At 55.9% G+C, this 23171-nt stretch carries 18 protein-coding genes; 10 read left to right on the forward strand and 8 right to left on the reverse strand.

Annotation, left to right across the window (positions count from 1 at the left end; genetic code table 11):
* The first annotated feature begins 23 nt into the window (after positions 1–23).
* From cpdA to parC, 5 genes are all read left to right on the forward strand, one after another.
* On the forward strand, positions 24–836 hold the full coding sequence (gene cpdA, locus EF096_RS00385) for a 3',5'-cyclic-AMP phosphodiesterase (RefSeq protein WP_123887626.1): 813 nt from the start codon (positions 24–26) through the stop codon (positions 834–836).
* Between the two features lie 214 nt (positions 837–1050).
* A complete protein-coding gene (parE, locus tag EF096_RS00390; protein ID WP_123887627.1) occupies positions 1051–2946 on the forward strand; it encodes a DNA topoisomerase IV subunit B in 1896 nt (631 codons plus the stop codon).
* On the forward strand, positions 2943–3971 hold the full coding sequence (locus EF096_RS00395; protein ID WP_123887628.1) for an esterase-like activity of phytase family protein: 1029 nt from the start codon (positions 2943–2945) through the stop codon (positions 3969–3971). Before parE ends, EF096_RS00395 begins: the two co-directional genes overlap by 4 nt.
* 37 nt (positions 3972–4008) lie before the next feature.
* Positions 4009–4488 carry a retropepsin-like aspartic protease family protein gene (locus EF096_RS00400; RefSeq protein ID WP_123887975.1) on the forward strand — a complete coding sequence of 160 codons (480 nt, stop codon included), beginning with the start codon at positions 4009–4011 and terminating at the stop codon, positions 4486–4488.
* 53 nt (positions 4489–4541) lie between these two features.
* Positions 4542–6830 carry a DNA topoisomerase IV subunit A gene (gene parC / locus EF096_RS00405; RefSeq protein ID WP_123887629.1) on the forward strand — a complete coding sequence of 763 codons (2289 nt, stop codon included), beginning with the start codon at positions 4542–4544 and terminating at the stop codon, positions 6828–6830.
* A gap of 59 nt (positions 6831–6889) precedes the next feature.
* Here the strand turns inward: parC and EF096_RS00410 are convergent, their stop codons facing one another.
* Positions 6890–8434 carry a hypothetical protein gene (locus EF096_RS00410; protein ID WP_123887630.1) on the reverse strand — a complete coding sequence of 515 codons (1545 nt, stop codon included), beginning with the start codon at positions 8432–8434 and terminating at the stop codon, positions 6890–6892.
* Between the two features lie 158 nt (positions 8435–8592).
* Here EF096_RS00410 and serB point away from each other — a divergent pair, with 158 nt between their 5' ends.
* The gene (gene serB, locus EF096_RS00415) at positions 8593–9804 is read left to right on the forward strand and encodes a phosphoserine phosphatase SerB (RefSeq protein WP_123887631.1); all 1212 of its coding nucleotides are present in this window, start codon (positions 8593–8595) and stop codon (positions 9802–9804) included.
* A 77-nt stretch (positions 9805–9881) separates the two neighbouring features.
* Here the strand turns inward: serB and EF096_RS00420 are convergent, their stop codons facing one another.
* The 3 genes from EF096_RS00420 to epmB all read right to left on the reverse strand — a co-directional run bounded on the left by EF096_RS00420 (position 9882) and on the right by epmB (position 15022).
* Complete coding sequence (locus EF096_RS00420; RefSeq protein WP_123887632.1) at positions 9882–11951, reverse strand: EAL domain-containing protein; 2070 nt, start codon at positions 11949–11951, stop codon at positions 9882–9884.
* Positions 11952–12011: 60 nt separating this feature from the next.
* Entirely contained in the window at positions 12012–13808 is a 1797-nt protein-coding gene (locus EF096_RS00425) for a molecular chaperone (RefSeq protein ID WP_123887633.1), read from the reverse strand.
* 188 nt (positions 13809–13996) lie between these two features.
* On the reverse strand, positions 13997–15022 hold the full coding sequence (gene epmB, locus EF096_RS00430) for an EF-P beta-lysylation protein EpmB (protein WP_123887634.1): 1026 nt from the start codon (positions 15020–15022) through the stop codon (positions 13997–13999).
* 108 nt (positions 15023–15130) lie between these two features.
* On the opposite strand from epmB, the gene efp reads away from it, so the two are divergent.
* Positions 15131–15697, forward strand: a complete 567-nt coding sequence (gene efp, locus EF096_RS00435; RefSeq protein ID WP_123887635.1) for an elongation factor P — start codon at positions 15131–15133, stop codon at positions 15695–15697.
* A 65-nt stretch (positions 15698–15762) separates the two neighbouring features.
* Positions 15763–16725 carry an elongation factor P--(R)-beta-lysine ligase gene (gene epmA / locus EF096_RS00440; protein WP_123887636.1) on the forward strand — a complete coding sequence of 321 codons (963 nt, stop codon included), beginning with the start codon at positions 15763–15765 and terminating at the stop codon, positions 16723–16725.
* On the opposite strand, the gene asd is transcribed toward epmA, so the two are convergent.
* From asd to EF096_RS00455, 3 genes are all read right to left on the reverse strand, one after another.
* Positions 16726–17577 carry an archaetidylserine decarboxylase gene (gene asd, locus EF096_RS00445; RefSeq protein ID WP_123887637.1) on the reverse strand — a complete coding sequence of 284 codons (852 nt, stop codon included), beginning with the start codon at positions 17575–17577 and terminating at the stop codon, positions 16726–16728.
* A gap of 9 nt (positions 17578–17586) precedes the next feature.
* Entirely contained in the window at positions 17587–18396 is an 810-nt protein-coding gene (locus EF096_RS00450) for a rhodanese-like domain-containing protein (protein WP_123887638.1), read from the reverse strand.
* Between the two features lie 77 nt (positions 18397–18473).
* The gene (locus EF096_RS00455) at positions 18474–20087 is read right to left on the reverse strand and encodes a hypothetical protein (protein ID WP_123887639.1); all 1614 of its coding nucleotides are present in this window, start codon (positions 20085–20087) and stop codon (positions 18474–18476) included.
* Positions 20088–20198: 111 nt separating this feature from the next.
* Between EF096_RS00455 and motA the strand changes: the two genes are divergently transcribed.
* The gene (gene motA, locus EF096_RS00460) at positions 20199–21053 is read left to right on the forward strand and encodes a flagellar motor stator protein MotA (RefSeq protein WP_123887640.1); all 855 of its coding nucleotides are present in this window, start codon (positions 20199–20201) and stop codon (positions 21051–21053) included.
* A 3-nt stretch (positions 21054–21056) separates the two neighbouring features.
* Positions 21057–22154 (forward strand): flagellar motor protein MotB, encoded by a 1098-nt coding sequence (gene motB, locus EF096_RS00465; RefSeq protein ID WP_123887641.1) that lies wholly within the window; start codon positions 21057–21059, stop codon positions 22152–22154.
* Here motB and rsgA read toward each other — a convergent pair.
* Positions 22146–23171: a small ribosomal subunit biogenesis GTPase RsgA gene (gene rsgA / locus EF096_RS00470; RefSeq protein WP_123887642.1), complete on the reverse strand. Its 1026-nt coding sequence runs from the start codon at positions 23169–23171 to the stop codon at positions 22146–22148. The genes motB and rsgA overlap by 9 nt on opposite strands.

The following is a 23171-nucleotide window of genomic DNA, read 5'->3' on the forward strand; positions in this document are numbered from 1 at the left end:
AGAAAATCAGGAGTAGTGCTTCCATGTCGTTAGCGGAATTGGCGGGAACGGATTATGTCTGCATAGTTCAGTTGACCGACAGCCATCTTTTCGCGGCAGACAGCGACGATCTGCTGGGCCTTGATACGCTTGATAGTTTGAACTCTGTGGTTGATCTCGTGCTGTCGGAGATTGCCCGTATGGATCTGGTCCTGGCTACCGGCGATATAGCCCAAGATGCCAGTGAGCTCGCCTATCGGCGTTTTATCGAGGCCAGCTTGCAGCTGCCTGCGCCATGTCACTGGATACCGGGCAACCACGATGACGCCGCCATGATGCAGCGTCTGGGTGCTGCCTCCGGTATGAGCCAGGATTGGGTAGATATCGGCAGCTGGCGTATCGTGCTGCTGGACTCGAGTGTGTCCGGATCGGTTGCCGGATACCTGGCTGATAGCCAGTTGCAGCGCTTTGATGATGCCTTGGCAACCGCCGGCGATCGTCATCTGCTGGTCTGTCTGCATCACCATCCGGTCGACATCGGCTGTAGCTGGATGCAGCCTATTGGTTTGCGCAATGCGGACACTTTTTTTGCTCGTCTAGCGGGCCAGTCAGCGGTCAAAGCGGTGCTCTGGGGGCATGTACATCAAGCATTCGATGGGGAGCGTAGTGGAGTGCGGCTGATGGCTACGCCCTCTACCTGTGTGCAGTTTGCTACCGATAGCGAGGATTTTGCCACTGATACCCTGGCGCCCGGTTACCGCTGGCTTCGCTTGTACGATGATGGTCGAATCGAAACCGAGGTGTCACGACTGCCTCCCGGCAGCTATCTTCCCGATCCTGGCGCGACCGGTTACTGAGTTTATTGAACTCCGCACCACGACCGGGTTTTCGCTGGTACCCCCCTTCCATCTGCTGCCTGTTTTGGCCCCTGTTTGCATCAATGGACCGGGCCATTGGCAGTGGTGGTGCCAGACGGATACTATGTGTCGCAGATTCCCTGTTTCGCACGGCATTCAGCGCGGCTGGAGCACTACCGGCAGCCCATGAATAATAAGGAAAACCGCTCAGATCATGTCTCAATCGACCTACAACGCTGATGCGCTGGAAGTACTCAGCGGCCTGGACCCGGTACGTCGTCGTCCCGGTATGTACACCGACACCACTCGCCCGAACCATCTTGCCCAAGAGGTAATTGATAACAGTGTCGATGAGGCTCTGGCCGGGCATGCCCGTACCATTACCGTCGTTTTGCATCCGGACAATGCGCTCGAGGTCAGCGACGATGGTCGGGGTATGCCAGTGGATATTCACCCGGAAGAGGGTGTGTCGGGGGTCGAACTCATCTTTACCCGTTTGCATGCGGGGGGTAAGTTCTCGAACAAAAATTATCAGTTCTCCGGTGGCTTGCACGGGGTCGGTATTTCGGTCGTTAACGCGCTCTCGCTGCGGGTCGATGTGCGCGTCAAGCGTGATGGCCAGGAATACGCCATGGCGTTTGAAAGCGGCGAAAAAGTGCAAGAGCTGGAGGTGGTTGGCACCGTAGGCAAACGCAACACGGGAACCACTGTCAAATTCTGGCCCGACGCGAGCTATTTCGACTCAGCCAAGTTCAGCATCGCTCGACTCAAGCATCTGTTGAAGGCGAAAGCAGTACTCTGTCCTGGCTTGAAGGTTGAGTTTGAAGACCGCCAGAATGGTGAAAGCAACAGCTGGTATTACGAAGATGGTCTGCGTGATTACCTGATAGATTCCTGTGCCGAATGGCCAAAACTACCAGATGAGCCCTTTACCGGTAGCCTTTCGTCGAGCAAGGAGGCAGTCGATTGGGCTGTTTTCTGGCTGCCGGAAGGCGGCGAACTGGTGCAGGAAAGCTACGTTAACCTGATCCCAACAGCGCAAGGCGGCACTCACGTCAACGGTCTGCGCGCCGGCCTGTTGGAGGCTATTCGCGAGTTCTGCGAGTTTCGCAATCTGCTGCCACGCGGCGTCAAGCTGGCTCCTGAGGATATTTGGGAACGGGTCAGCTATGTCTTGTCGCTGAAAATGGCCGAAGCGCAGTTTTCCGGGCAGACGAAAGAGCGCCTGTCCTCGCGTGAGTCGGCTGCGTTTGTCTCGGGTGTGGTCAAGGATGCCTTCAGCCTTTGGCTCAATCAGCATGCTGATATCGGCTTGCAACTGGCTGAACTGGCGATTAGTCACGCTGGTCGTCGTCTCAAGGCCGGCAAGAAAATTGAGCGCAAGCGTATTACTCAGGGGCCTGCGTTGCCGGGTAAGCTGGCTGATTGTGTGGGGCAGGATACGCGCCGTTCAGAGCTGTTTCTGGTAGAGGGTGACTCCGCAGGGGGTAGCGCCAAGCAGGCGCGCAACAAAGAATTTCAAGCCATCATGCCGTTGCGCGGCAAAATCCTTAACACCTGGGAAGTGGAATCGAGCGAGGTTCTGGGCTCGCAGGAGGTTCACGATATTGCCGTGGCCATTGGTGTCGATCCGGGTGTTGGCAGTCTTGAGCAGCTGCGCTATGGCAAGATTTGTATCCTCGCTGATGCCGACTCGGACGGTTTGCACATTGCGACGCTGCTGTGCGCCTTGTTTGTACGTCACTTCCGCCCACTGGTAGAGGCTGGTCACGTTTTTGTCGCCATGCCGCCCTTGTATCGCGTGGATATCGGCAAAGACATTTATTACGCGCTGGATGATGCGGAAAAACAGGGCATCCTTGATCGTATAGAAGCCGAGGGTAAGCGTGGCAAGATTCAGGTCACTCGCTTCAAGGGTCTCGGTGAGATGAACCCGCTGCAGTTACGTGAAACAACCATGGCACCGGATACCCGCCGTCTGGTGCAACTGACCGTGGACGATACGCAGGACACGGAGCAACTGATGGATATGCTGCTGGCGAAAAAGCGGTCTGGTGACCGCAAAATATGGCTGGAAAGCAAGGGTAACCTGGCCGAGGTGCTGCTTTGAGCCAGTTTGTCAGACAGCTTGCGCTGGCCTCTTTGTTGTTTGTTGCGCTACCCGTCAATGCCTTTGAAAGAGCGCCTGAGCTGGCTCTGGTGCAGGCGCTGCCGGTTGATGGCATGGAGCGCGGTAATCTTTCGGCGCTGCAGTATTGTGGTAGTCAGTTGTTGGCGTTGTCAGACCGTGAAGATCAAACTCTGTTTGTATTGCAGACCATTGGTGCTAGCTGGCAAGCCAGCGCTGAACACTTTGAATTACCCAAGGACTCGCCCAGCATGTTGCCTGTGCAGCTGCTGGCTGGCGCCTGGCTGCGGGGATTGAGCGGTCGCGCGCTGGATTTTGAAGGCCTGGCTTGCGATGCGCAGGCCAATCGTTATCTGGTTAGTGAAAGTCAGTTGGGTGTGCTGAAGCTGCCGCCAGCAGGCGAAACCGCGGTCAAAGGCCAGTGGCTGGATCTTGACCCTGCGGTCTACAGCGAGGGAGAGAGCCGAGGCTTATGGCAACAGGTCAATGCCCTGGCTGAGGGCGTGGCTATTGACGCCGAAGCGGAAACACTCTGGTTGGCAGCAGAGCGCCAAGGGCGCGGTTTGCTGAAGTTGCAACGTCAGGATGACCAATGGCGCTGCCCACTGGCGGGCTGTGTTCTGCTGGCTGAGCGTCGATTCCTGCCTACAGACACTTTTGCGCCGGGCGTGTTGAATAAAGAAGTGTTGCCCGCCGACTTCTCTGATCTGGTGTTATGGCAGGGTAAGTTATGGACACTGGAGCGCAATGCGCATCAGGTCTGTCGGCGTAGTTCGGTTTCGGGCAAGCGCGAGCGTTGCTGGTCTTTTGCTCAGACGGTATTGGCGGAACCTTACTTCTACCCTGACGCCCCCTTTGGCTTGGCCGAAGCACTATTGATCAATGAAGACGGCATCATGATTGGTCTGGATAACAACGATCGCGTGCGACCGGATGGTGATAGCCGACCGTGGATTTTTCAATTTGAACTACCGAGCGACTGGCAGGAGGAAACCAAACGTGACTGACGCCCCGCCCCCCAGTCAACGTCGGTTAGGCACAGGTATGTTGATACTCGCCTGGGCAGCCGGTTTGTTGCTGGCTGCCTACTGGTTTAGCGGGGTAGAGGAGCGTCAGCAAAATCCCAATCAAAAGCCTGACTCGGTTCACTTGGATAATGCCGTGGAGGTGCTGCTTGAGCCAAATCGCCAAGGGCATTTTCTGGTCGATGGCCAGATCAACCAGCATGGCGTGACCTTTTTGGTTGATACCGGCGCTTCCTTTGTGGCGGTCCCGGCTGAACTTGCCGAGCAGATGGGGCTAAAGCAAGGGCGGAGATTTATGGTAGAAACCGCTAATGGTACTGCGCCGGGTTTTAGCACCCGGCTAGACAGGCTGCGCATTGGTGACATCGTGCTGCACGACGTGGAAGCGGGGATCGTGCCGGGTATGGGTGGCGAAGAGGTGTTGCTGGGCATGAGTGCGCTGCGGCAATTGGATTTCAGCTCGCGCGGCGGTGAATTGCTGCTGCGACAGTATCAGTGAACAAGTAGTGCGGCGGCCGGCATCAGCACGGCAAGCCATAACGGAGATTGTGTATGAGTGATGGCCTGGATCTGAGTCTCGAGGGAGTAGAGCGTCGTACGCTGGCGTCTTTTACTGAAGAGGCTTATCTCAACTACTCCATGTACGTCATCATGGATCGAGCGCTGCCGCATATTGGTGATGGTCTCAAGCCGGTGCAGCGCCGCATTATCTATGCGATGAGTGAGCTGGGCCTCTCGGCCACCTCAAAGCACAAAAAGTCGGCGCGTACCGTCGGTGACGTTCTCGGTAAGTATCATCCGCACGGTGATTCGGCCTGCTACGAAGCTATGGTATTGATGGCGCAGCCTTTTTCCTACCGTTACCCACTGGTCGACGGGCAGGGTAACTGGGGTGCACCAGATGATCCTAAATCCTTTGCCGCCATGCGTTATACCGAGGCGCGACTGGCGCGCTACAGTGAAACGCTGCTGACCGAGCTGGGGCAGGGCACGGTCGACTGGCAGCCTAACTTTGACGGCACTATGGATGAACCCATGGTGCTACCGGCCCGCTTGCCGAACCTGCTGCTCAACGGCACCACGGGTATCGCTGTGGGTATGGCGACCGATGTGCCGCCGCATAACCTGCGTGAAGTGGCGGCCGCCTGTGTTCGTTTGTTGGATGACCCGGGCGCGGGGCTGGACGAGATTCTGGAGCATATCCAGGGGCCGGATTTCCCAACCGAAGCGGAGATCATTACGCCGCGCAACGAGCTGCTGAAAATCTATGCCACAGGTCGGGGGTCGGTGCGCACTCGCGCTGTCTGGAACCGCGAAGATGGCGAGATAGTGATCACTGCGCTGCCGCATCAGGTGTCCGGTGCCAAGGTGTTGGAGCAAATTGCTGGCCAGATGCAGAATAAAAAGCTACCCATGGTGGCTGATCTGCGTGACGAATCCGATCACGAGAACCCAACCCGCATTGTTATAGTGCCGCGCTCAAACCGGATCGATTTGGACGAGTTGATGCAGCACCTGTTTGCGACTACGGATCTGGAGCACAGTTATCGCGTCAATATGAACGTGATAGGCACCGATGGCAGACCAGCGGTGAAGGATCTGTGGACCATGCTCACAGAGTGGCTGGGCTTTCGCGTTGCCACTGTGCGCCGTCGCCTGCAATACCGACTGGACAAGATACTGGCTCGTTTGCATCTGTTGGAAGGTTTGTTGGTTGCCTTCCTTAATCTGGATGAAGTTATCCATATCATTCGCACCGAAGAGCAGCCTAAAGCTGAGCTGATTGCACGCTTTGAGCTCAGCGATCTGCAAGCCGATTACATTCTTGATACCCGCCTGCGTCAATTGGCGCGGCTGGAAGAGATGAAGATTCGCGGTGAACAGGATGCATTAGCCGCCGAGCGTGATGGTCTGGAGAAAATTCTGGGCAGCGAGCGTTTGTTGCGTAACAAGGTTCGTGATGAGTTGATTGCCGATGCCGAAACCTACGGTGATGACCGTCGCTCACCCTTGGTTGAGCGCAAGGAAGCACGCGCCTTGTCGGAAACCGAGTTGGTGCCCTCTGAGCCCGTCACTGTTGTACTGTCGGAAAAAGGCTGGGTACGCTGTGCCAAAGGGCATGACGTCGATGGCGCCGGTTTGAGCTACAAGGCTGGCGACGCCTTCCTTGACCAGGCTAGCGGCCGCACTAATCAGCAGGCGGTATTTATTGACAGTAGTGGCCGCAGTTATTCGTTGCCAGCGCACACCCTGCCTTCTGCCAGAGGGCAGGGCGAACCGCTGACCGGGCGTTTTAATCCACCGTCAGGTGCCAGCTTTGAAACCGTCTTGATGCCTGAGGATGATGCTTTGTACTTGCTGGCGTCGGATGCAGGTTATGGTTTTGTTGCTCAGGGCTCTGATTTGCTGGCCAAAAACAAGAACGGCAAAGCGCTGCTTAGTGTGCCTGAGGGTGGGCGGGTACTAAGACCTCAGCGGGTGCAAGATCTGAAGAGTTGCCAGTTGGCAGCGGTGTCCAATGAGGGTCGCTTGCTGGTATTCAGCCTGTCTGAACTGCCTCAGCTGTCCAAGGGCAAGGGTAACAAGATTTTGTCATTACCATCGGCGCGGGTTAAGTCGCGTGAAGAGTTTGTTGCCGGCTTGGCCGTACTTCCGCCGGGCGCTTGCCTGGTGTTGACGGCTGGCAAGCGCACCTTGACCCTCAAGTCGTCAGATCTTGAGCACTATTGCGGTGAGCGCGGACGTCGTGGCAACAAGTTGCCACGCGGATTCCAGAAGGTTGATGCTGTCGCGGTTGAACGCTCCAATGTTGCTCCTGAGTCGCCAGTTGCTGGCGACTAGGTTGCACTGACTCTAGGCCATCATGTGCAGGAGCCTGGCGCTGAGTCAGGCTAGGCTCCTCAGCCCTGGCGTTGGTTGTAGAGCTTGTTCAATTGGCTCTCTACCATCGATTGATAGGGTTCGAGCAGGCGCTCAATGCAGTAAATACCATTCTGGCTGGCCAGGCGGCGTGCTACAGCGCTATCAGCCAGGGTGCCTGCGCCTGCCAGCTCAGCGTCTACCAGCAGAAGATTACGGCTGTGCTGCAGTTGATCCAGCGTACGCTGACAGAGTTCATGTTCGCTCAATGCTTCGTCACTGATGTTATCGAGTCCGGGGGCGTGGCACAGCGCGAGCTGAAGGTGAAGAGCAATGCCGGTATCGGCAATCTCAATCTGCAGATCATGCCCGAGCACGCGCAACAGCTCTCCACAGCAAAGACCGTGATTCAGCTCATCGCGAGTATCCTCAGCGCCAGGGCTGAACATCAACACGCTGGTGCCGTCGAACAAGGTATGTTGTTGACCACCATAGAGTTGCGCGGCACGTTGCACGTGCTCACGATACCGATCGAGTAGCGTCAGTAACCGTTCACGAGGTAGTCGGCGCAGTGCTTCCTGATTGCCCAGTCGTACCGCTAGCATCGCGTGGCGTGGTAGCGGGGTATCCGCAGCATCTTCATCTTCTACTTGAGGATTGGCGTTGTCGTCCAGCTCTTCGTCGTTGTCGGCTGGCTCGTGTTCTGAATCAATAGCTGTGTCTGTTGGTGGCGTTTCAGTCAACGAGGCTTCGCTATGGATTGTTTCTTCAGGCGCTGCTGCGTCTGCAACCTCGCCGGTTTCAACGACCACGGGGGCTTTTTGAACCTCGTCGACGGCGGGTGCGGCGGCTATTTCTGTGACCACCGGTATTTCCGGCTCTGGCTCTGGCTCTGGATAAAGCCCACGTTGTTGCGTCAGGGTGCGGGCAAAGTCACCCAGCTCATCATGACGGGCGCTCGCTGGTGCAGGATAACTGGGGCTTCTGTCCCACTGGGCGATAGCGATCAGGTCCCGTCTCAGCCGCGTTGTCCATAACCAGACTGTGAAGCCAGCGACCAGCGAAACAGCGAGTAAGCTCCAGATTATATGCAGCATCAGGTTGGTCGCCGGCTGACGGAATGGTTGTGCAGCCAACATCAACTGAATCTGGCCTGCCACCTGTTCTTGTTGCAGAACAGCTGACATGTAGCGCCCCTGACCGGGAGCGCGGTTGCGGGTGGCCGGCTTGTTACCCGCTTCAGCGATAATTCGATTATCTGTCGAATAAAGGCTTACATGAGCGATTAAGGGGTTCTGGTTCCACTCAGCGAGCAAAATGTTCAGGCTCAGGTTGTCACCCGCGGCCAGCGGTTCAGCCGCGGTTGACGCGATCTGACGAGCCAGTGCTGCACCTACGCGATCTGCCTGGGTACCAATATCACGCTGGAGCTGGTTGTTGCCAAACCAGAGTGTCAGCAGCAATATTCCAAGCAGCGGTATTAGTACCAGTAGTGGCACCGCGTAGCGGAATTTACTGCAGCTTTGCCTGATTTGTGTATAGCTGCGCAGAAATAGATTGTCTTGGGGCGGGCTTGAGCGGCTCAAAATAGGACTCGGAATTGGCTTGGGGTGGGCAAGAACTGGCCGCTGGCGGCTTGAACCGCGAGTATAGCCATTACCACGGCATGGAAAAAGGGTTCATCTGTGAGGTCGTTGCCAATTCCGGTTAGAATACGGTTTTTAGCTTGGCGTAAGAGGTTACCTTGAAGGAAATAGTCCTGATCAATATTACCGGCCCGGATCGTCCGGGTCTGACGGCGGCTATTACCGGCCTGCTGGCGAAGGCCGAGGTCAACATCCTGGATATTGGCCAAGCCGTTATTCATGATACGCTTTCCTTTGGAATCCTGGTCGAGATGACGGGCGAAGAAGGGTTGTCAGACGTGCTGAAGGATGTGCTTTTTCGTGGCTATGAACTGGATCAGCAGGTGCGGTTTACCCCGGTCAGCGCGGAAGAGTACGGGCGCTGGGTGACCGGGCAGGGCAAGCCCAGACACATAGTTACGCTGCTGGCACGCCGCGTTACGGCAGAACATATCGCCAGAGTCAGCGAAATTACCGCACGCTATGATTTGAACATAGATCATATTGATCGTCTGTCAGGCCGAATTCCTGAAGGCTTACCTGCCGACCAGGGTAAGGGATGTATCGAATTTTCGGTGCGCGGCGAGCCAGCTGATCCTGCTGCGCTGCGTGCCGAGTTCCTCGCTATTGCACAAGAGTTGAGCGTCGATATCGCTTTCCAGCAGGATAGTATCTTTCGGCGTAATCGCCGCCTGGTCGTTTTTGACATGGACTCAACCCTGATTGACGCAGAGGTCATTGACGAGTTGGCCAAGGCCGCCGGTGTTGGTGATGCCGTAGCAGAGATCACTGAACGGGCTATGCGCGGTGAATTGGATTTTAAAGCGAGCTTTCGTGAGCGCATGGCGTTATTGAAAGGCTTGCCTATCTCGACCTTGCAGCAGGTAGGCGAGTCTTTGCGGCTGACCGAAGGTGCAGAGACCTTGATCGCACAGTTACGCCGGCTGGGTTATAAAACCGCTATTTTGTCCGGTGGATTTACTTATTTTGCTGAGCAGTTACAGCAGCGGCTGGGCATTGATTATGTCTATGCCAATGCGCTGCCTGTGGTCGATGGCCTGGTTACTGGTGAAGTGCAGGAGCCTATTGTCGACGGCCAGCGCAAGGCAGAGTTACTGCGCCAACTGGCTCAGCAGGAAGGTATCAGTCTTGAGCAAACGATTGCCGTTGGCGACGGTGCCAATGATCTGCCGATGCTGTCAATCGCCGGGCTTGGAGTCGCGTTTCGCGCCAAGCCTTTGGTCAAACAATCCGCCAAGCAGGCTATATCGACCCTGGGGTTGGATGGCATTTTATACTTGTTGGGCTTTCGTGACCGTGAAGGTGGTTAACGTGGGAGCTCGATTGCAAAAACGCCCGGATTAATCCGGGCGTTTTCGTTCTATTGCGAGGGCTGCTTGTTGCTGCTCTATTCGGCAGAAAAGTCGTAACTCATGCTGTCGCTCGGCGGTTGCAAATAGTGGCCCTGAATATAGTTGACCCCTGCTTGCCACAACGTTGGCATCATGGCCGCACTGTCGACGTAGGGTACGATAGTCAGTTTGCCCTGCGCGTGCAGCGTTGAGACCATGTTTTTCAAGGCTTCTACTGCCGCAGGATCGGATAGATCTCGGGCGAAAGACCCGTCTATCTTTATGTAGTCGGCGTGCACATGTTTAAGCGAGGCGTACGGGTGCAGTGCACCGCCAAAGTGGCTGAGTGATACCTTGCAGTGCAGTGCGCGCAATGCTTCGGTATGCACCTTGGCCTGCTTCAGGTAGGTATTCACGTCAGCTTCGTTGAACTGGAAGATAATACTGTCCGGTGGTAGCCGAGCCTCTTTCAGTTTGCCGGCAATCCACTCGACCATTTCCGGATTTTGCAGGCTAGCGCCACTGAGGTTGATCAATAGGTGAGTACTGGCCCCCTTGCTGCGATGACTGCTGAGCAGGCGGGTGGCCTGAGTCACTACCCAACGGTCTATTTCTTCCGCCAACCCCGCTTCCTGCGCGGCAGGCAGAAAGTCTGCTGCCGGCACTTCTTCGCCTTCATGATTTAACAGGCGCAGAAAAGTCTCATAGTTCTCCGCGTCATCCCCGCGCAGGCTGATCACCGGCTGGAATAGCAGCCGGAAGCCATTGGTCTCAAGAGTGTGCTTTATCAGCGCAATCAGATTGCCGCGATTTGCCTGGTGCGCAAGCTCTTCCAGTGGGTTAAATATCTTGACGGCGTTGCCGCCCGCGGTATTGAGCTGATCTGCAAGGCGGTGCGCTCGGTTTATCGCCTCATCCGGATCGGCGCTGGTCTCACTGATGGCGGAGACACCGATACTGAGCGTAATTTGTACGGTACGCCCGCCTGCTTCAAACAGATTCGCCTCGACCTTGCGCCGCAGACTTTCCAGGGATTCCAATGCTGCTTCTGGCTCAATGCCGTTGATGAGCACAGTGCAGGCATCATCACTGAAACGCGCAATCAACGTGCCTTCAGGGAAGTGTTCAAGCAGCAGCTGAGCAATATCGGTTAGCACCAGGTCCGCACCACCAAGCCCGATGTCAGACTGCAGGCTATTGAAGTCATCAATGCTGATATAAGCCAGGCTGCTTGGCTGGCCCAGCCGCACTGCGTTATCCCGCACGGCTTCAAGTTGATCTTGAAAATAGGAGCGGTTAAACAGACCGGTAACCAGGTCTCTACTGGCCATGACCTTGAGCTTTTCTTCAAACTCGGCGCTGGCGGTTTCTGCTCGGATAACGACCTGAGTACAGGGCTCGCTATCGTAGCTCGCGGGAGAAAAGCTGAGGGAGATCGGGAACTGTTTTCCGCTGCTGTCCAAGCCCTTGAGACGCATCTCATTCTCGCCGCCTTGTTGTATATAGCTACGTAGAAAATCTTTGAAACGGCCTTGGTCCTCGCTGGCTATCAAGCCAACCATGGGTTCTGCCGCCAGATCATCCGGATCTTCATAGCCAAATAGCTGGATATACGAGCGGTTGGCGTAGATATGCATGCCTTCATGTACATAGGCAATGGCATCAACTGAACTATCGAGCAGCAGCTGGCAACGCTTTTCAGCCTCACGCAGGCTTTGCTCGGCGATGCGTCTTTGTCTGCGGGCGGCCAGGTTGGCAAGCTCGCGGCTGACTATGAGCGTCAGCAGTGCATCACTGTCGTCACTGAGTGCGTCCTGCATACCGGCCCTCAGTGCCTCGACGCGCAGCTCTGTACTGGGTGATGGTGCGAGCAGAATAAAAGGTATATCGCGAGCCTGACGAGCAATTAAGCTTGCCGCCTCATGTGCTGTCATGAAGCTGGTTTCGGGTCTGGCCAGGCAGAGATCCCAGGTTTGTTGCAGCGACTCCTGCAAGTCTTCTACTGAGGTGATGCGGTGAGCTCGGGTCGCGTGTCCGGCGTTACGTAACAGGCTTACCAGACGCTCTGCGTTGTTCTGCGAGTCATCCAGAATAAGAAGTTTAATGGCTTGGTTTTCTTTGCCCATAGTAGTCCGCACAGAGCGGGTTGCGCTGATGCGCAGCCCTTGGTGATGAGGCGTTTAAATCTACAGAGACTTCCAAAGCGAGTCAAAGTCATCCTCAGTGCTAACCGTCAAGGATGAGGCTTTAGTCTCAGATTGAGACATCTCATCTTTTGTCTTCTCGATTAACTGATATTCAAACTGGCTATAGCTGCCGGTTGCCGTCATGCGCTCAGTGAGGTGCGCACGTTGAGAGTAGCCTGGACGGTGAATGATGATTTTGCTGTTGATCTGGAACGGCATTCGCGGCGTGATAATGGTTGCCGGTCTGTCAATGGCTGGAACTTCGGGCAGCAGCAGGGCGCGCAAGAACTGACTGGGCTCCCCGGTTTTGCGCAGCAGCTTGGCTGCACAGGGTGTGCAATGCGGTGCAACCAGCTCAATCCCCATTTGCGTACCACCACCACGTACTTGGCGAATCCAGCGCACGACGGCCAGAGTCCAGTCTTTGTCATTGGTCTCTTGTATGCCTAGCAACTCGCCAGCCTGCAGCTGTTTTGGCACTTCTTTAGGCCAGGTGAGACAGAATCCACCGGGGCTATGATTGACGATGGGCAGCGTGTGAATCGGATAGTTCTCTGCTTCCTCGTCTTCGTCAATGCCGCTCCCTGTGCCGTTATAGTCGATCTGCTCTACACCAGCGCCGTGCCAGTCTACTGACTGGGAGCCGCCGTCAAATGCAGTAGCCCAGCCTGTCTGTTTTTCGCGTTGAGCCGCATCGGAGAAGGGGTTGGTCTCCATATCCTCCTCAGCATCGACAAAACGGGTAAAGGCTTTGCCGGCGATACGGTAGTGCGTTGCACTCATACCGATGCTGACCTTGAGCTGGCCTCCGCTCGGTATGCGGTTGAAGGTGCGTTCCGCCAAGTCGCCCCATGATTGACTCACATGTTGCAGTAGCTCGACACCCATATTGTCTGGGATGCGCAGATCTCCGCGGTAGTCGTTACCTTGCAGCATGTAGTCTTTGATGCTGTTCACCAGCTCGCTGGTATCTAACCCAAGGCTATTGTCCAGGTTTTCGTCACGAATCAATGATTTGTAGCGCGCTGGGCAGTCCATATCAGGGTTGATGATGAATAGGGCTTTGGCGTCAGTTGGCTGCACAATGCGTGCGGTTCGGCTCCAGTCTTCCAGGGTCGAAAACAGCTTCCCCATGGCGCTCTGGCGCATCTGGTTCGGTCTTGCCGATCCCATCAGCAGCGCAATGATGTAGCTTTGTTCTATGCTCAGCGGTTTTGTGCTGGCGCTTTCCTTGTCCGGAACGGCGGTCAGGTGAAGCTTGCGCCGACGGGCGAGCTGGTATAGCTGGTGTAGCTCTAGCCAGACTCCGTCTGCCACGGGACAGTAGAGCTGAAAGGCGCGCAACAGTGGACCGCATAGGCTGCGAATGGAGCGTTGTAGCGCTAGCGTCATTTGGCTGGCATGATCTCGCGACTTTATGCTGCGCTCTTGCGCCACAACTATCTTGTAGCCATTGGCGAGGTGGTTTTGCAGCGATTGCGAGAGGTTGGCGACCTTACGCGGTTTGTCTTCGAGAACGATGGACTGGCCAAGGTAATATTTGGATAGCGCTGTGCAAACATAGTGCACTTCAGGCCTGATCAGCTCGAGGATGGCCAGACGCCGATCAGCAGCCAACTCAAGCTGGTTCAGCTCGATGAGCCCTTGATATAACTGACGTGCTGTCTCACCAATGTTGGCTTTCGGCAGATTGGCCAGCCATTGGCTAATCCCCTTTTCCGTGCCTTCAGCAAAGCTCAAGCTGCTGAGTGTTTGCTGGGGAATACGCAAATTCAGTTTTTGCGATGTGCTATCCATAACAGTCATATCCAGTGCAAGCAGTTCTGACCAAAGCCAAGCAGCCATCGAGCTTTGGCATTCCTGGCGCCTTGAGTTTCAAGTCTTCTAGTGAAGACACTGTAGCAGTTTAGCCTTTAAGTCGCTAAATCGTTTATGCATCGTTGGCACTGCTTCAACCGAGCTCTTTTTCACTATTATTGGTTGATTCAGGAAGTGATCAGATCTACGTGAATAGGGACTTTCCCGGCTTCCCCTGCAATCTCTCTGACTAAGCGTGGTACGAGATAGCCCGGCAGTCGGGTCAGTAATTGTCCAACCAGGTGTTTGGCCTCTGCGTCGCTACAGTGAAAGTGGCTAGCGCCTCGCACATGGTCAAGAAGGTGGAGATAATAAGGTAATACGCCATTGTCGCCTAGTACCTCACTCAGCGCCATCTGGTCTTCAAGTCGGTTGTTTACCCCGCGCAGCAATACTGCCTGATTGAGTAGGGTGATGTTTGCGCTTTTCAGCTTCTGCGTTGCTGCCAGCATCTGCGCATCAACTTCGTTTGCATGGTTACAGTGCAGCACCATGGTTACCGGTAATCGCGTAGCGCTGAGCGCCTCTATCAGTCCGTCAGTAACGCGCTGAGGGATGACGACTGGCAGTCTGGTGTGCACCCGTAGTCGCTTTATATGCGGGATATCCGCGATCTGACGGGTTAGCCAGGCGATGCGTCGATCATTGGCGGCCAGCGGATCTCCACCACTGTAAATTACCTCATTAATGGAGGAGTCCTGGCGAATATAGTCCAGTGCCTGCTCCCACTCGGCGGTGCTCAGGTTGTTTTCGGCGTAAGGAAAGTGGCGGCGAAAACAATAACGGCAGTTGATCGCACAGCCAGCAGTGACCACCAGTAAAAGGCGGCCATGATATTTGTGGATGATGCCGGGTTGCGCATTACTATGCTGTTCGCCCAGTGGGTCCGTTACATAGCCGGGTTGATCTTCCAGTTCCTCGCCCAGCGGCAGTACCTGACGCAATAGCGGGTCGTTTGGATTGCCTGGTTGCATCCGCAGCAGATACGGCTCAGGGACGCGCAGTGCAAACTCTCGGCCTGCTGCCAGGGCGCCTGCCAGCAGGCCAGGGTCAAGCTTTAGACGTGCGAGCAATACCCTTGGGTCGGTAATGCTGCCAGCTAGCAGATTTTGCCAGCTGGCGGACTCAACACGAACTGAAGAACCATGTATCATTGGTGTTTTTCCGCGCAAGGGTGTCAGGGTATCCGACTGGCTGCCTCCATCTGTTGTCAGAAGGCGCGTTGTCGGATTATCCGTTTAATTGAAAGTGGGAATGTGTGTATGGCCAATTATTCTACCAATGAATTCAAGCCGGGTCTTAAGGTGATGCTCGACGGCGATCCTTGTTCCATCCTGGAAAACGAATACGTGAAGCCCGGCAAAGGTCAGGCATTTAACCGCGTCAAGGTACGTAACCTGAAGACGGGTCGCGTGAACGAGCGTACCTTCAAGTCGGGCGAGTCGCTCGAAGGTGCTGACGTGATGGATCGTGAGATGGAATATCTCTATGCCGACGGTGAGTTCTGGCACTTCATGGCCACTGATGGTTCTTTTGAGCAGTATGGTGCTGATGAGAAGGCAGTTGGTGATTGCAGCAACTGGATGAAAGAGCAGGTTGTATATACGGTAACGCTATTCAATGGCGCGCCTATCGCTGTTTCTCCGCCCAATTTTGTTGAGTTGGAAGTAGTTGAAACCGACCCGGGTGTGCGCGGCGATACCTCGGGTGGCGGCACCAAGCCAGCCAAGCTGGCGACGGGTGCGGTAGTAAAAGTACCCCTGTTTATTAATACCGGCGATGTGCTCAAGGTTGATACGCGTTCTAACGAGTATGTTGGCCGCGCCTAAGCTGCTATCTGTATCGAGAAACCGGAGCCTGGCTCCGGTTTTTTGTGCCTGATTGGAGAGTGTCCATGACAGTTGACTGGAGGCCGAGCGCTTCACTTGAGGCGCTCCATCGGCGCGCCGCTATTATCAATCAGATTCGTCGCTTCTTTGCTGAGCGCGATGTACTTGAGGTAGATACCCCCTGCTTGTCAGCGGCAGCAGTCAGCGATCCGCATCTGTTTCCTTTTTCGACTGACTTTGTGCCGGAAGGGGCTGCCATAGCTCAGCGTTTTTATCTGCACACCTCTCCGGAATACCCCATGAAGCGACTACTGGCTGCCGGTAGTGGTGCCATCTGGCAGCTTTGCAAGGTGTATCGAAATGGTGAGGTGGGCAGCAGGCACAACCCTGAGTTCAGCATGCTGGAATGGTATCGCCCCGGCTTTGATCATCATCGGCTGATGGATGAGGTGGACGATCTGGTTATGCAGGTGCTCGATTGTAAGCCAGCCAGAAGGGTTAGCTATTCAGCTATTTTTGCCGAGCATACTGGGCTGGATATTTACCGCTGCTCAGATCAGCAGTTGCAACAAGTGGCGCTGGAACGCACTGGCTTTAGTGGCGAGCTGTCGCGTGATGGCTGGTTGAATCTGCTGTTCTCACATTGCGTGGAAGTCGAGCTGCTGGAACCGACTATGGTGTATGCCTTTCCCGCTTCTCAGGCGGCATTGGCGAAAGTCGTGGAGGGCGATGACCGGGTGCCGAGCGCGGCGCGCTTCGAGCTCTTTGTTGCCGGCATGGAGTTGGCCAACGGCTACTTTGAATTGACTGATGCACAGGAGCAGGCAAGACGATTTGAGGCGGACCGTCAACAGCGGCTGGCACTTGGTTATCCCGATTTGCCCTTGGATCAGCCGTTATTGTCGGCTCTAAAGTCAGGCTTGCCAGACTGTGCGGGAGTTGCCCTTGGCGTGGACCGCTTGATCATGCTGGCGCTGGGCGCCAGCCGTATTGATCAGGTCCTTGCTTTTGATTTTTCGCGTGCCTGATTACTGTTGAGCGGTGCCCATCAGTTGCCCCATGCTTACTGCACTGCCAGCTTTTAGGTCGGCATGCCAATGGGCTGCTTCGGGTCCAAACAGTACAATGGCGGTAGAGCCAAGCTTGAAACGCCCCATTTCTTCACCCTTGGCCAGGCTCGGCGCGGCCTGACCATATTCAGTAGATCGCAGTTGCCGACTGGGCGGCGCAACCAGGCCAGCCCATACGGTTTCTACCGAGGCAACAATCATGGCGCCAACGAGGACCACTGCCATGGGGCCGGCCTCTGTATCAAACAGGCAGACGACGCGTTCGTTGCGGGCAAACAGCTCAGGTACATTCTCGGCGGTCGTTTGATTGACCGAAAACAGGCGCCCGGGTACGTAAATCATCTCGGTCAGTGTGCCGGAAAAAGGCATATGTACGCGGTGATAATCGCGTGGTGACAGGTAAACAGTAGCGAACTCGCCACCCTGAAAAGCGCTGGCATGATCGGGGTTGCCGCCGAGTAGCTCGGTCACGCTGAAGCTGTGTCCCTTAGCTTGGAAAATGCGGCCGTGTTCAATCTTGCCCAGCTGGCTGATAGTGCCGTCTGCAGGGCAGAGAATACCCTTTTCAGCTGGGTCCAAGGGGCGCGCATCTGCTTTCAGGGCGCGGGTGAAGAAATCGTTGAAGCTACTGTACGCCGTAGGATTTTCCTCCTCGGCCTGGCTCATATCGACTTCATAGCGGCCGACAAACCAGTTGATAAAAGGGTTTTTTACCCAAGGCCACGTGCAGTTTGCCAGGCAACCTGCGAGGCGAGATAGCAAGTGGTGTGGCAGCAGATACTGCATCAGGATGAATAGGCGTGCGGGCATGAAGAGTCCTCAGAGTTCGATAGGGGTTTCTGGATGATTTCCCCATTCAGCCCACGACCCTGCGTAGGCTTTGACATTGGGGTAGCCGAGCAATTTTGCGGCCAGGTAGGTGAAGCCGGAACGGTGATGAGTTTGGCAATGGGTGACAATTTCCTTGTCAGCGCTGATGCCCAACGTCTGCAGGTGCTGAGCAAGATCCTCGCGCAGACGAAGGCCGCGCTCAGGGTCCATGCCGGCCGTCCACTCAAAGTTGATAGCTCCGGGAATGTGCCCGCCTTTGGCCGCAACCACTTTCTCGCCGCGGTATTCCTGCGCAGATCTTGCATCCCAAATGATCCGATCCGGATTCTGCAGATTGTTTTTAACGTTTTGTATATCTACCGTATGGTCACTATTGAGCGTGATGTCCGGTTGGCTGGGGGAGGCATGATTTGCTTGCTGCTCCAGCGCAAGCCCAGATTGCTGCCAGGCTTTCAGGCCACCATTGATATAGCTGTAGTGCGTGTGTCCTATGCTGTCCAATAGCCAGATAAAGCGCCCTGCCCATCCACCACCCTCATCGTCGTAAACGATGTAATGCAGCTGGTCATGGTGACCCAATTCGGCGAACAGTCCCTGCAATACGTCCCGTGTCGGTAATAGGCCAGGTACTGGAGCAGGTGAGGCGATTCTTGTCGGTGCTAAGTGCACTGCTCCCGGGATGTGTCCTTGCTGATATTGCTCGGTACTACACAAGTCGACCAGGCGGCAATGTCGCTGATCCTTTGGTAATTCCAGGTCCGTCGGCTCCAGCAAAAGTGGCAAGGTATTCATCGTCATATTTGGCGCCTCTGCAGACAAAGGGATGGCAAGGTTGCTGCTCAATGCGCGCATTGTAGCGGATTACTGTTGCCGGTCTATTGATCAGGCCTGGAAGGGGTCGATACGTCCTGGCCGCGTTGCTTGAAATTGAGCAAGCCCGTGACAGCGCAGGACGCGGTTTTTATCAGGGCTTTTTGCCGCTGCTGATCCATCAATCGCTGGTTTCCGGGGTTGCAAGCGAACATAAGGCCCAATACCTGGTTTTTGTGGATCATGGGTATTAACTCGAAAGCGCTATCTGGCGCCATCACCTTGAGTGCGCCCGGGAGCAGTGGTCCCAGGCTGGACAAACGTTCTTTGTCGAGGTGATGGCACGGCTCACTGCTAAGCCAGTTGCCCCAAGCTGAGCCACGCGGGTTGCCTAGTTTGGTGCCTACGGCCGTTTGGCCTGCTTCAAAGCCCAAGGCGGCGCCTACAACCAGCTGTTGCGATTTACCGTTGAATAGGGCGATCCAGCACTGCTGCAGCCCTAAGCCGTCGTGCATTGCCTTTAGCGCGCAGTCCAATAGCTGCGGCAGCGTAGTGAAAGGGCTGGGTTGCGTGTTGAGTGTGACGCACAAGTGACGCCACCGCTCCGGACGTATCGGCGCCGGTGGTGTTGGTGTCGACGGCGTGCTGGCGGGCTTGGCGGCTGGCTCTACCGCGGGAGCGTAGTCCGCTGGCCAGGGTAGCGACATTGCGGGTAGCCATGGTTGCCCTGGGCTCCTGTTGTGTTGGGCCCGCGCGCTGTTGGCGGCGCTTTCATGGCTGGTATGTTGTGCCTGAGCGACGCTGCAGCCCAGGAACAGAGCGCTGAGTTGTTGCCAGCGCAGGGTGTGGACGGCGTACCAGTTATGGTGTGATCCCAAGGCAATACCGCTAGCCATCAACAGGCTGTTGGCAGGCTGGGTTAGCCAGCGATACAGTTCGCGATCGGCATCCAGTTGCGCTTGCTGCTCCTGCGGGTTGTTGGCGTTTCGCGCAATATGCAGGGCTTTGACCATGATACGACGACTGGCATTCAGTGAGCGATAGCCTTGCAGTATCCATGGCGGTAGCCACCAATCCTGGGCGACTTGTTGCACTAACAGGAAGCCCAGTGCCGTATTTTCCGCGACCTTGCGTTTGCTCAAGTGCTTAGGCAGTAGGCCGCGATTGAGCTCGTCCCACTGGTCAAAAATATGCGGCTTGATGTAGGCCAATGCCCATAGTGGGGAAAGGAAGAGCAGCGTTGCCAGCGACATTTCATGCCACAAGCGCGCAATGCGCTGTGAGAACAGGCCTTGCGCCTGGCTAACCGCATGTTCGCTTATGCTCAATAGTTGGGTATAGGCCTTCGGCAGCTGCTCCTCTTCTAGCACCGGTATATTGCCCAGGAGGGTGCCAAGGCGCTGTGTGCCAAGCAGGCCGCAGGCCTGTTCCAGCGTAAGTATGTCAATATCTCGATTACGCGCGGCATCGCCCGCGGCACGGCAAATATGTAGCGCTGCTACCGGTACACTGAGAATTTCCTGGGTCAGTTCGCCCATGCTCAGCATCTCGCTGTTAAGCTGATCCAGTAGTCGCTTGCGCTGCGCTGGCGTGATCGGTAGCACGGTGGCATTCAGCTTCTGGCGCAGGCTGCCGATAATGTCGGTATTGCCGGTATGTGTGGGCTGGGCTGTGCTCATTAGACTCGCGGCTTTATACTTGTGGTCTACGCGACTATAACTCGAACAGCGGCTGTTTGCCGCTCCTGCATGCTACGGCATGCCTCCTGCTGCATCGGGGCACTCTGATTTATGCTGAAAATTGCTGGCTTTCTGGTTGTCATTGGCTCCGTGCTTGGTGGCTTTATGGCGTCTGGCGGTCATATAGCTGCACTTTGGCATCCCTTTGAAATTATTATTATTGGTGGCGCCGCGTTCGGTGCGTTCATGGTCGCCAACAGCGGTACCGTGGTTAAAAAGACACTCGCCGCCGGCCCCGCGATTATGTTCGGTCATAGGTTTAATAAGGCCTATTACCTCGATGTATTGGGGGTGCTTTACGAGGTGCTGAACAAGAGTCGACGCGAAGGCATGATGTCGATTGAAGCGGATATTGAAGAGCCTGCGGAAAGCCCGATTTTTAGCAAGTACCCGGCGATTCTCAAAGACAAGCAGATGACGGAGTTCATTTGCGACTACCTGCGCATCATGTCGACCGGCAATATGGCCCCGCACGAGCTGGAGGCCTTGTTCGATGTGGAGATATCCAGTCTAACTGAAGAGCTGCTTGAGCCTGCACACGCGGCCACCCGCGTTTCTGATGCTTTACCCGGTTTTGGTATTGTCGCTGCGGTACTGGGTATTGTTATTACCATGAGTATTCTTGGGGAGGCAGATAACACCGAAATTGGCGAGAAGGTCGGCACCGCGCTGGTCGGTACTTTTCTGGGTATTCTCGCTGCCTACGGGTTTGTTGGGCCTTTCTCCAGCGCGATGGAGCATGACGCTCACGAAGAAGCCAACACCTATGAAGCCATCAAGATGACGCTGGTAGCCAGTGCGCAGGGCTTGCCGCCCGCTCTGGCCGTGGAGTTTGGTCGTAAGTCTCTGCTGCCAGGGCATCGCCCCAGCTTTATGGAGCTGGAAGAGTCGGTTAAAGGCCGCTGATGCATGGATAACAATCAGCCGATTATAGTCAAGCGCATCACGCGTAAGGCTGCAGGCCATCACGGTGGCGCCTGGAAAATTGCCTTTGCCGATTTCGCCGTAGCGATGATGGCGTTCTTTCTGGTCATGTGGCTGGTTACCGTGGCAACGCCGGAGCAATTACGTGATATCTCGGGTTATTTTAATGACCCAATAGGTTTTTCTGAGGGTGGTAGTCCCTATCCGATTGATTTGGGTGGCTCACCTCAGGTCTCGCCTGAGCGCACCCTGAGCAAGGAGCAGGACCCGGAAGATCAAGACATGGTGGATGAGGCGTCGGCCAAGGAGCTGGCGGCGAAACTTGAACAGCTCGAGCTCGATATGCTGCTTCAGGAGCTGCAGAACCAGATAGACGAAGATCCTGTGTTGCAGCGCTTCAAGGACCAGATTCTGATCGAGATTACCCAGGATGGTCTGCGCATCCAGATAGTGGATGCAGAAAACCGCCCGATGTTCGCCAGTGGTAGTGCTCAGTTGCAGCCGTATTTTGAAGAGATCCTGCTGACCTTAAGCGATACCATCGCCAAGGTGCCAAAGAAAATCAGCATCAGCGGTCACACCGATGCCGAGCCTTTTCGTGGGCGTAATGGCTACGGCAATTGGGAGCTGTCATCCGACCGGGCCAACGCCGCTCGGCGGACGTTGCTGGTCGCTGGCTACCCCGAGAGTCAGGTGGCCAGGGTCGTGGGCTATGCCGACTCGGCGTTGTTTGATCGCAGTGAGCCCTTTAGTCCAACTAATCGCCGGATCGATATCATCGTGCTGAACCACCAGGCGGAGGAGCAGATGCGTGAATCGGCCGATGCGGGGTCGGATGAGACGGTGCAGGAAGGTGATAGTAATGCCTCGGCAGGGGGCAGGCTTGAGGGCGAGCCTGAGCAGGCTGCGCCAGCCGGCGCTGCCCCTGTCGATACCGATGCTGCGCCAGTCGATACTGCGCCAGCCGATGCTGCCCCCGCAAGCTCGACAGAGCGCCAACAGCAACGCAGCCTGAACTTGTTTGAGGACGCGGCTAACGCTGAATCCCGGCTGAGGCAGCAAGTCCTGCCAGAGTCACGCTGATTCCAGAGTGGAAAGGATGTACTTGTAGCTGGCCATGCGGGTTTTGGTGATTTTGCCGTCCTCAACTGCGCCAAGCAGCGCGCAGCCTGGTTCCTGTTTATGCCGGCAGTCACGAAAGCGGCACATGCCGAGGAAGGGGCGGAATTCAATGAAGCCTTCCAGCAACTCATCATGGCTGATATGCATCAAGCCAAACTCGCGAATGCCGGGGGAGTCGATCAGGTCACCACCCGCTGGAAAGTGGAAGAGCTTGGCTGTGGTGGTGGTATGCGTACCCTTGCCCGTATGCTCCGAGAGTGCGCCGACGCGCAGGTCCTCTTCTGGCAGCAAGACGTTGATCAGCGACGATTTGCCGACGCCAGACTGGCCGACGAATACGCTGATACGGTTTTTAAGGGTGGCTTTCAACTCGTCCATGCCACTGCCGTCGCCGGCTGACAGGCTGAGCACGCGATAGCCCAGAGCGGCGTAGTCGCGCAACCACTGTTGCAGCTCAAGGTGACTGTGGTCGTTGAGCAAGTCTGACTTGTTCATCACCAGCAAGGGTTCCAGTCCAGCCTGCTCGGCGGCGACCAAGTAGCGATCGATCAGGTTGGCGTAAGGCGTGGGCAGTGGCGCGAAGACAATTACTAGGTAGTCGACGTTGGCTGCTACCGGTTTCAGCTGGCCGCGATGGTCCGGCCGGCACAGCTCGGTCTGCCTGGGGCTCTGTGCCACAATAACGCCTGAACCCTGATTGTCAGCGCGCCAGGTGACCCGGTCGCCGGTGACCAGCGCGGGTAGATTGGCGCGCCTGTAACAGCGACGTATCTCGCCGGCGTTTGCACCGTCGGTCGCTTCTACGTCCATTTGCACGCCAAAGTGGGCGATCACAAGGCCGCTTTGCTCTGGCCCCAGGTCGCCACCGAGCAAGCTTTCTTCTGCTTTGTCGGCGCGCTTGTCGGCGCGTGCAGAGCGCTCGTCCTGGATTTTCTGGATGCGCCAGTTTTGGCGTCGGGTAAGGTGTCGCTTGGCCAT

This window comes from Pseudomonas neustonica, from assembly GCF_003797945.1.
Taxonomy (GTDB): Bacteria; Pseudomonadota; Gammaproteobacteria; order Pseudomonadales; family Pseudomonadaceae; genus Halopseudomonas; species Halopseudomonas neustonica.

Bases quoted from the DNA above. Each gene is read 5' to 3' on its own strand.
- cpdA (WP_123887626.1), top strand. From the start codon at position 24: ATGTCGTTAGCGGAATTGGCGGGAACGGATTATGTCTGCATAGTTCAG.
- parE (WP_123887627.1), top strand. From the start codon at position 1,051: ATGTCTCAATCGACCTACAACGCTGATGCGCTGGAAGTACTCAGCGGC.
- EF096_RS00400 (WP_123887975.1), top strand. From the start codon at position 4,009: ATGTTGATACTCGCCTGGGCAGCCGGTTTGTTGCTGGCTGCCTACTGG.
- parC (WP_123887629.1), top strand. From the start codon at position 4,542: ATGAGTGATGGCCTGGATCTGAGTCTCGAGGGAGTAGAGCGTCGTACG.
- EF096_RS00420 (WP_123887632.1), bottom strand. From the start codon at position 11,951: ATGGGCAAAGAAAACCAAGCCATTAAACTTCTTATTCTGGATGACTCG.
- EF096_RS00425 (WP_123887633.1), bottom strand. From the start codon at position 13,808: ATGGATAGCACATCGCAAAAACTGAATTTGCGTATTCCCCAGCAAACA.
- epmB (WP_123887634.1), bottom strand. From the start codon at position 15,022: ATGATACATGGTTCTTCAGTTCGTGTTGAGTCCGCCAGCTGGCAAAAT.
- efp (WP_123887635.1), top strand. From the start codon at position 15,131: ATGGCCAATTATTCTACCAATGAATTCAAGCCGGGTCTTAAGGTGATG.
- epmA (WP_123887636.1), top strand. From the start codon at position 15,763: ATGACAGTTGACTGGAGGCCGAGCGCTTCACTTGAGGCGCTCCATCGG.
- asd (WP_123887637.1), bottom strand. From the start codon at position 17,577: ATGCCCGCACGCCTATTCATCCTGATGCAGTATCTGCTGCCACACCAC.
- EF096_RS00450 (WP_123887638.1), bottom strand. From the start codon at position 18,396: ATGACGATGAATACCTTGCCACTTTTGCTGGAGCCGACGGACCTGGAA.
- EF096_RS00455 (WP_123887639.1), bottom strand. From the start codon at position 20,087: ATGAGCACAGCCCAGCCCACACATACCGGCAATACCGACATTATCGGC.
- motA (WP_123887640.1), top strand. From the start codon at position 20,199: ATGCTGAAAATTGCTGGCTTTCTGGTTGTCATTGGCTCCGTGCTTGGT.
- motB (WP_123887641.1), top strand. From the start codon at position 21,057: ATGGATAACAATCAGCCGATTATAGTCAAGCGCATCACGCGTAAGGCT.
- rsgA (WP_123887642.1), bottom strand. From the start codon at position 23,171: ATGGCCAAGCGACACCTTACCCGACGCCAAAACTGGCGCATCCAGAAA.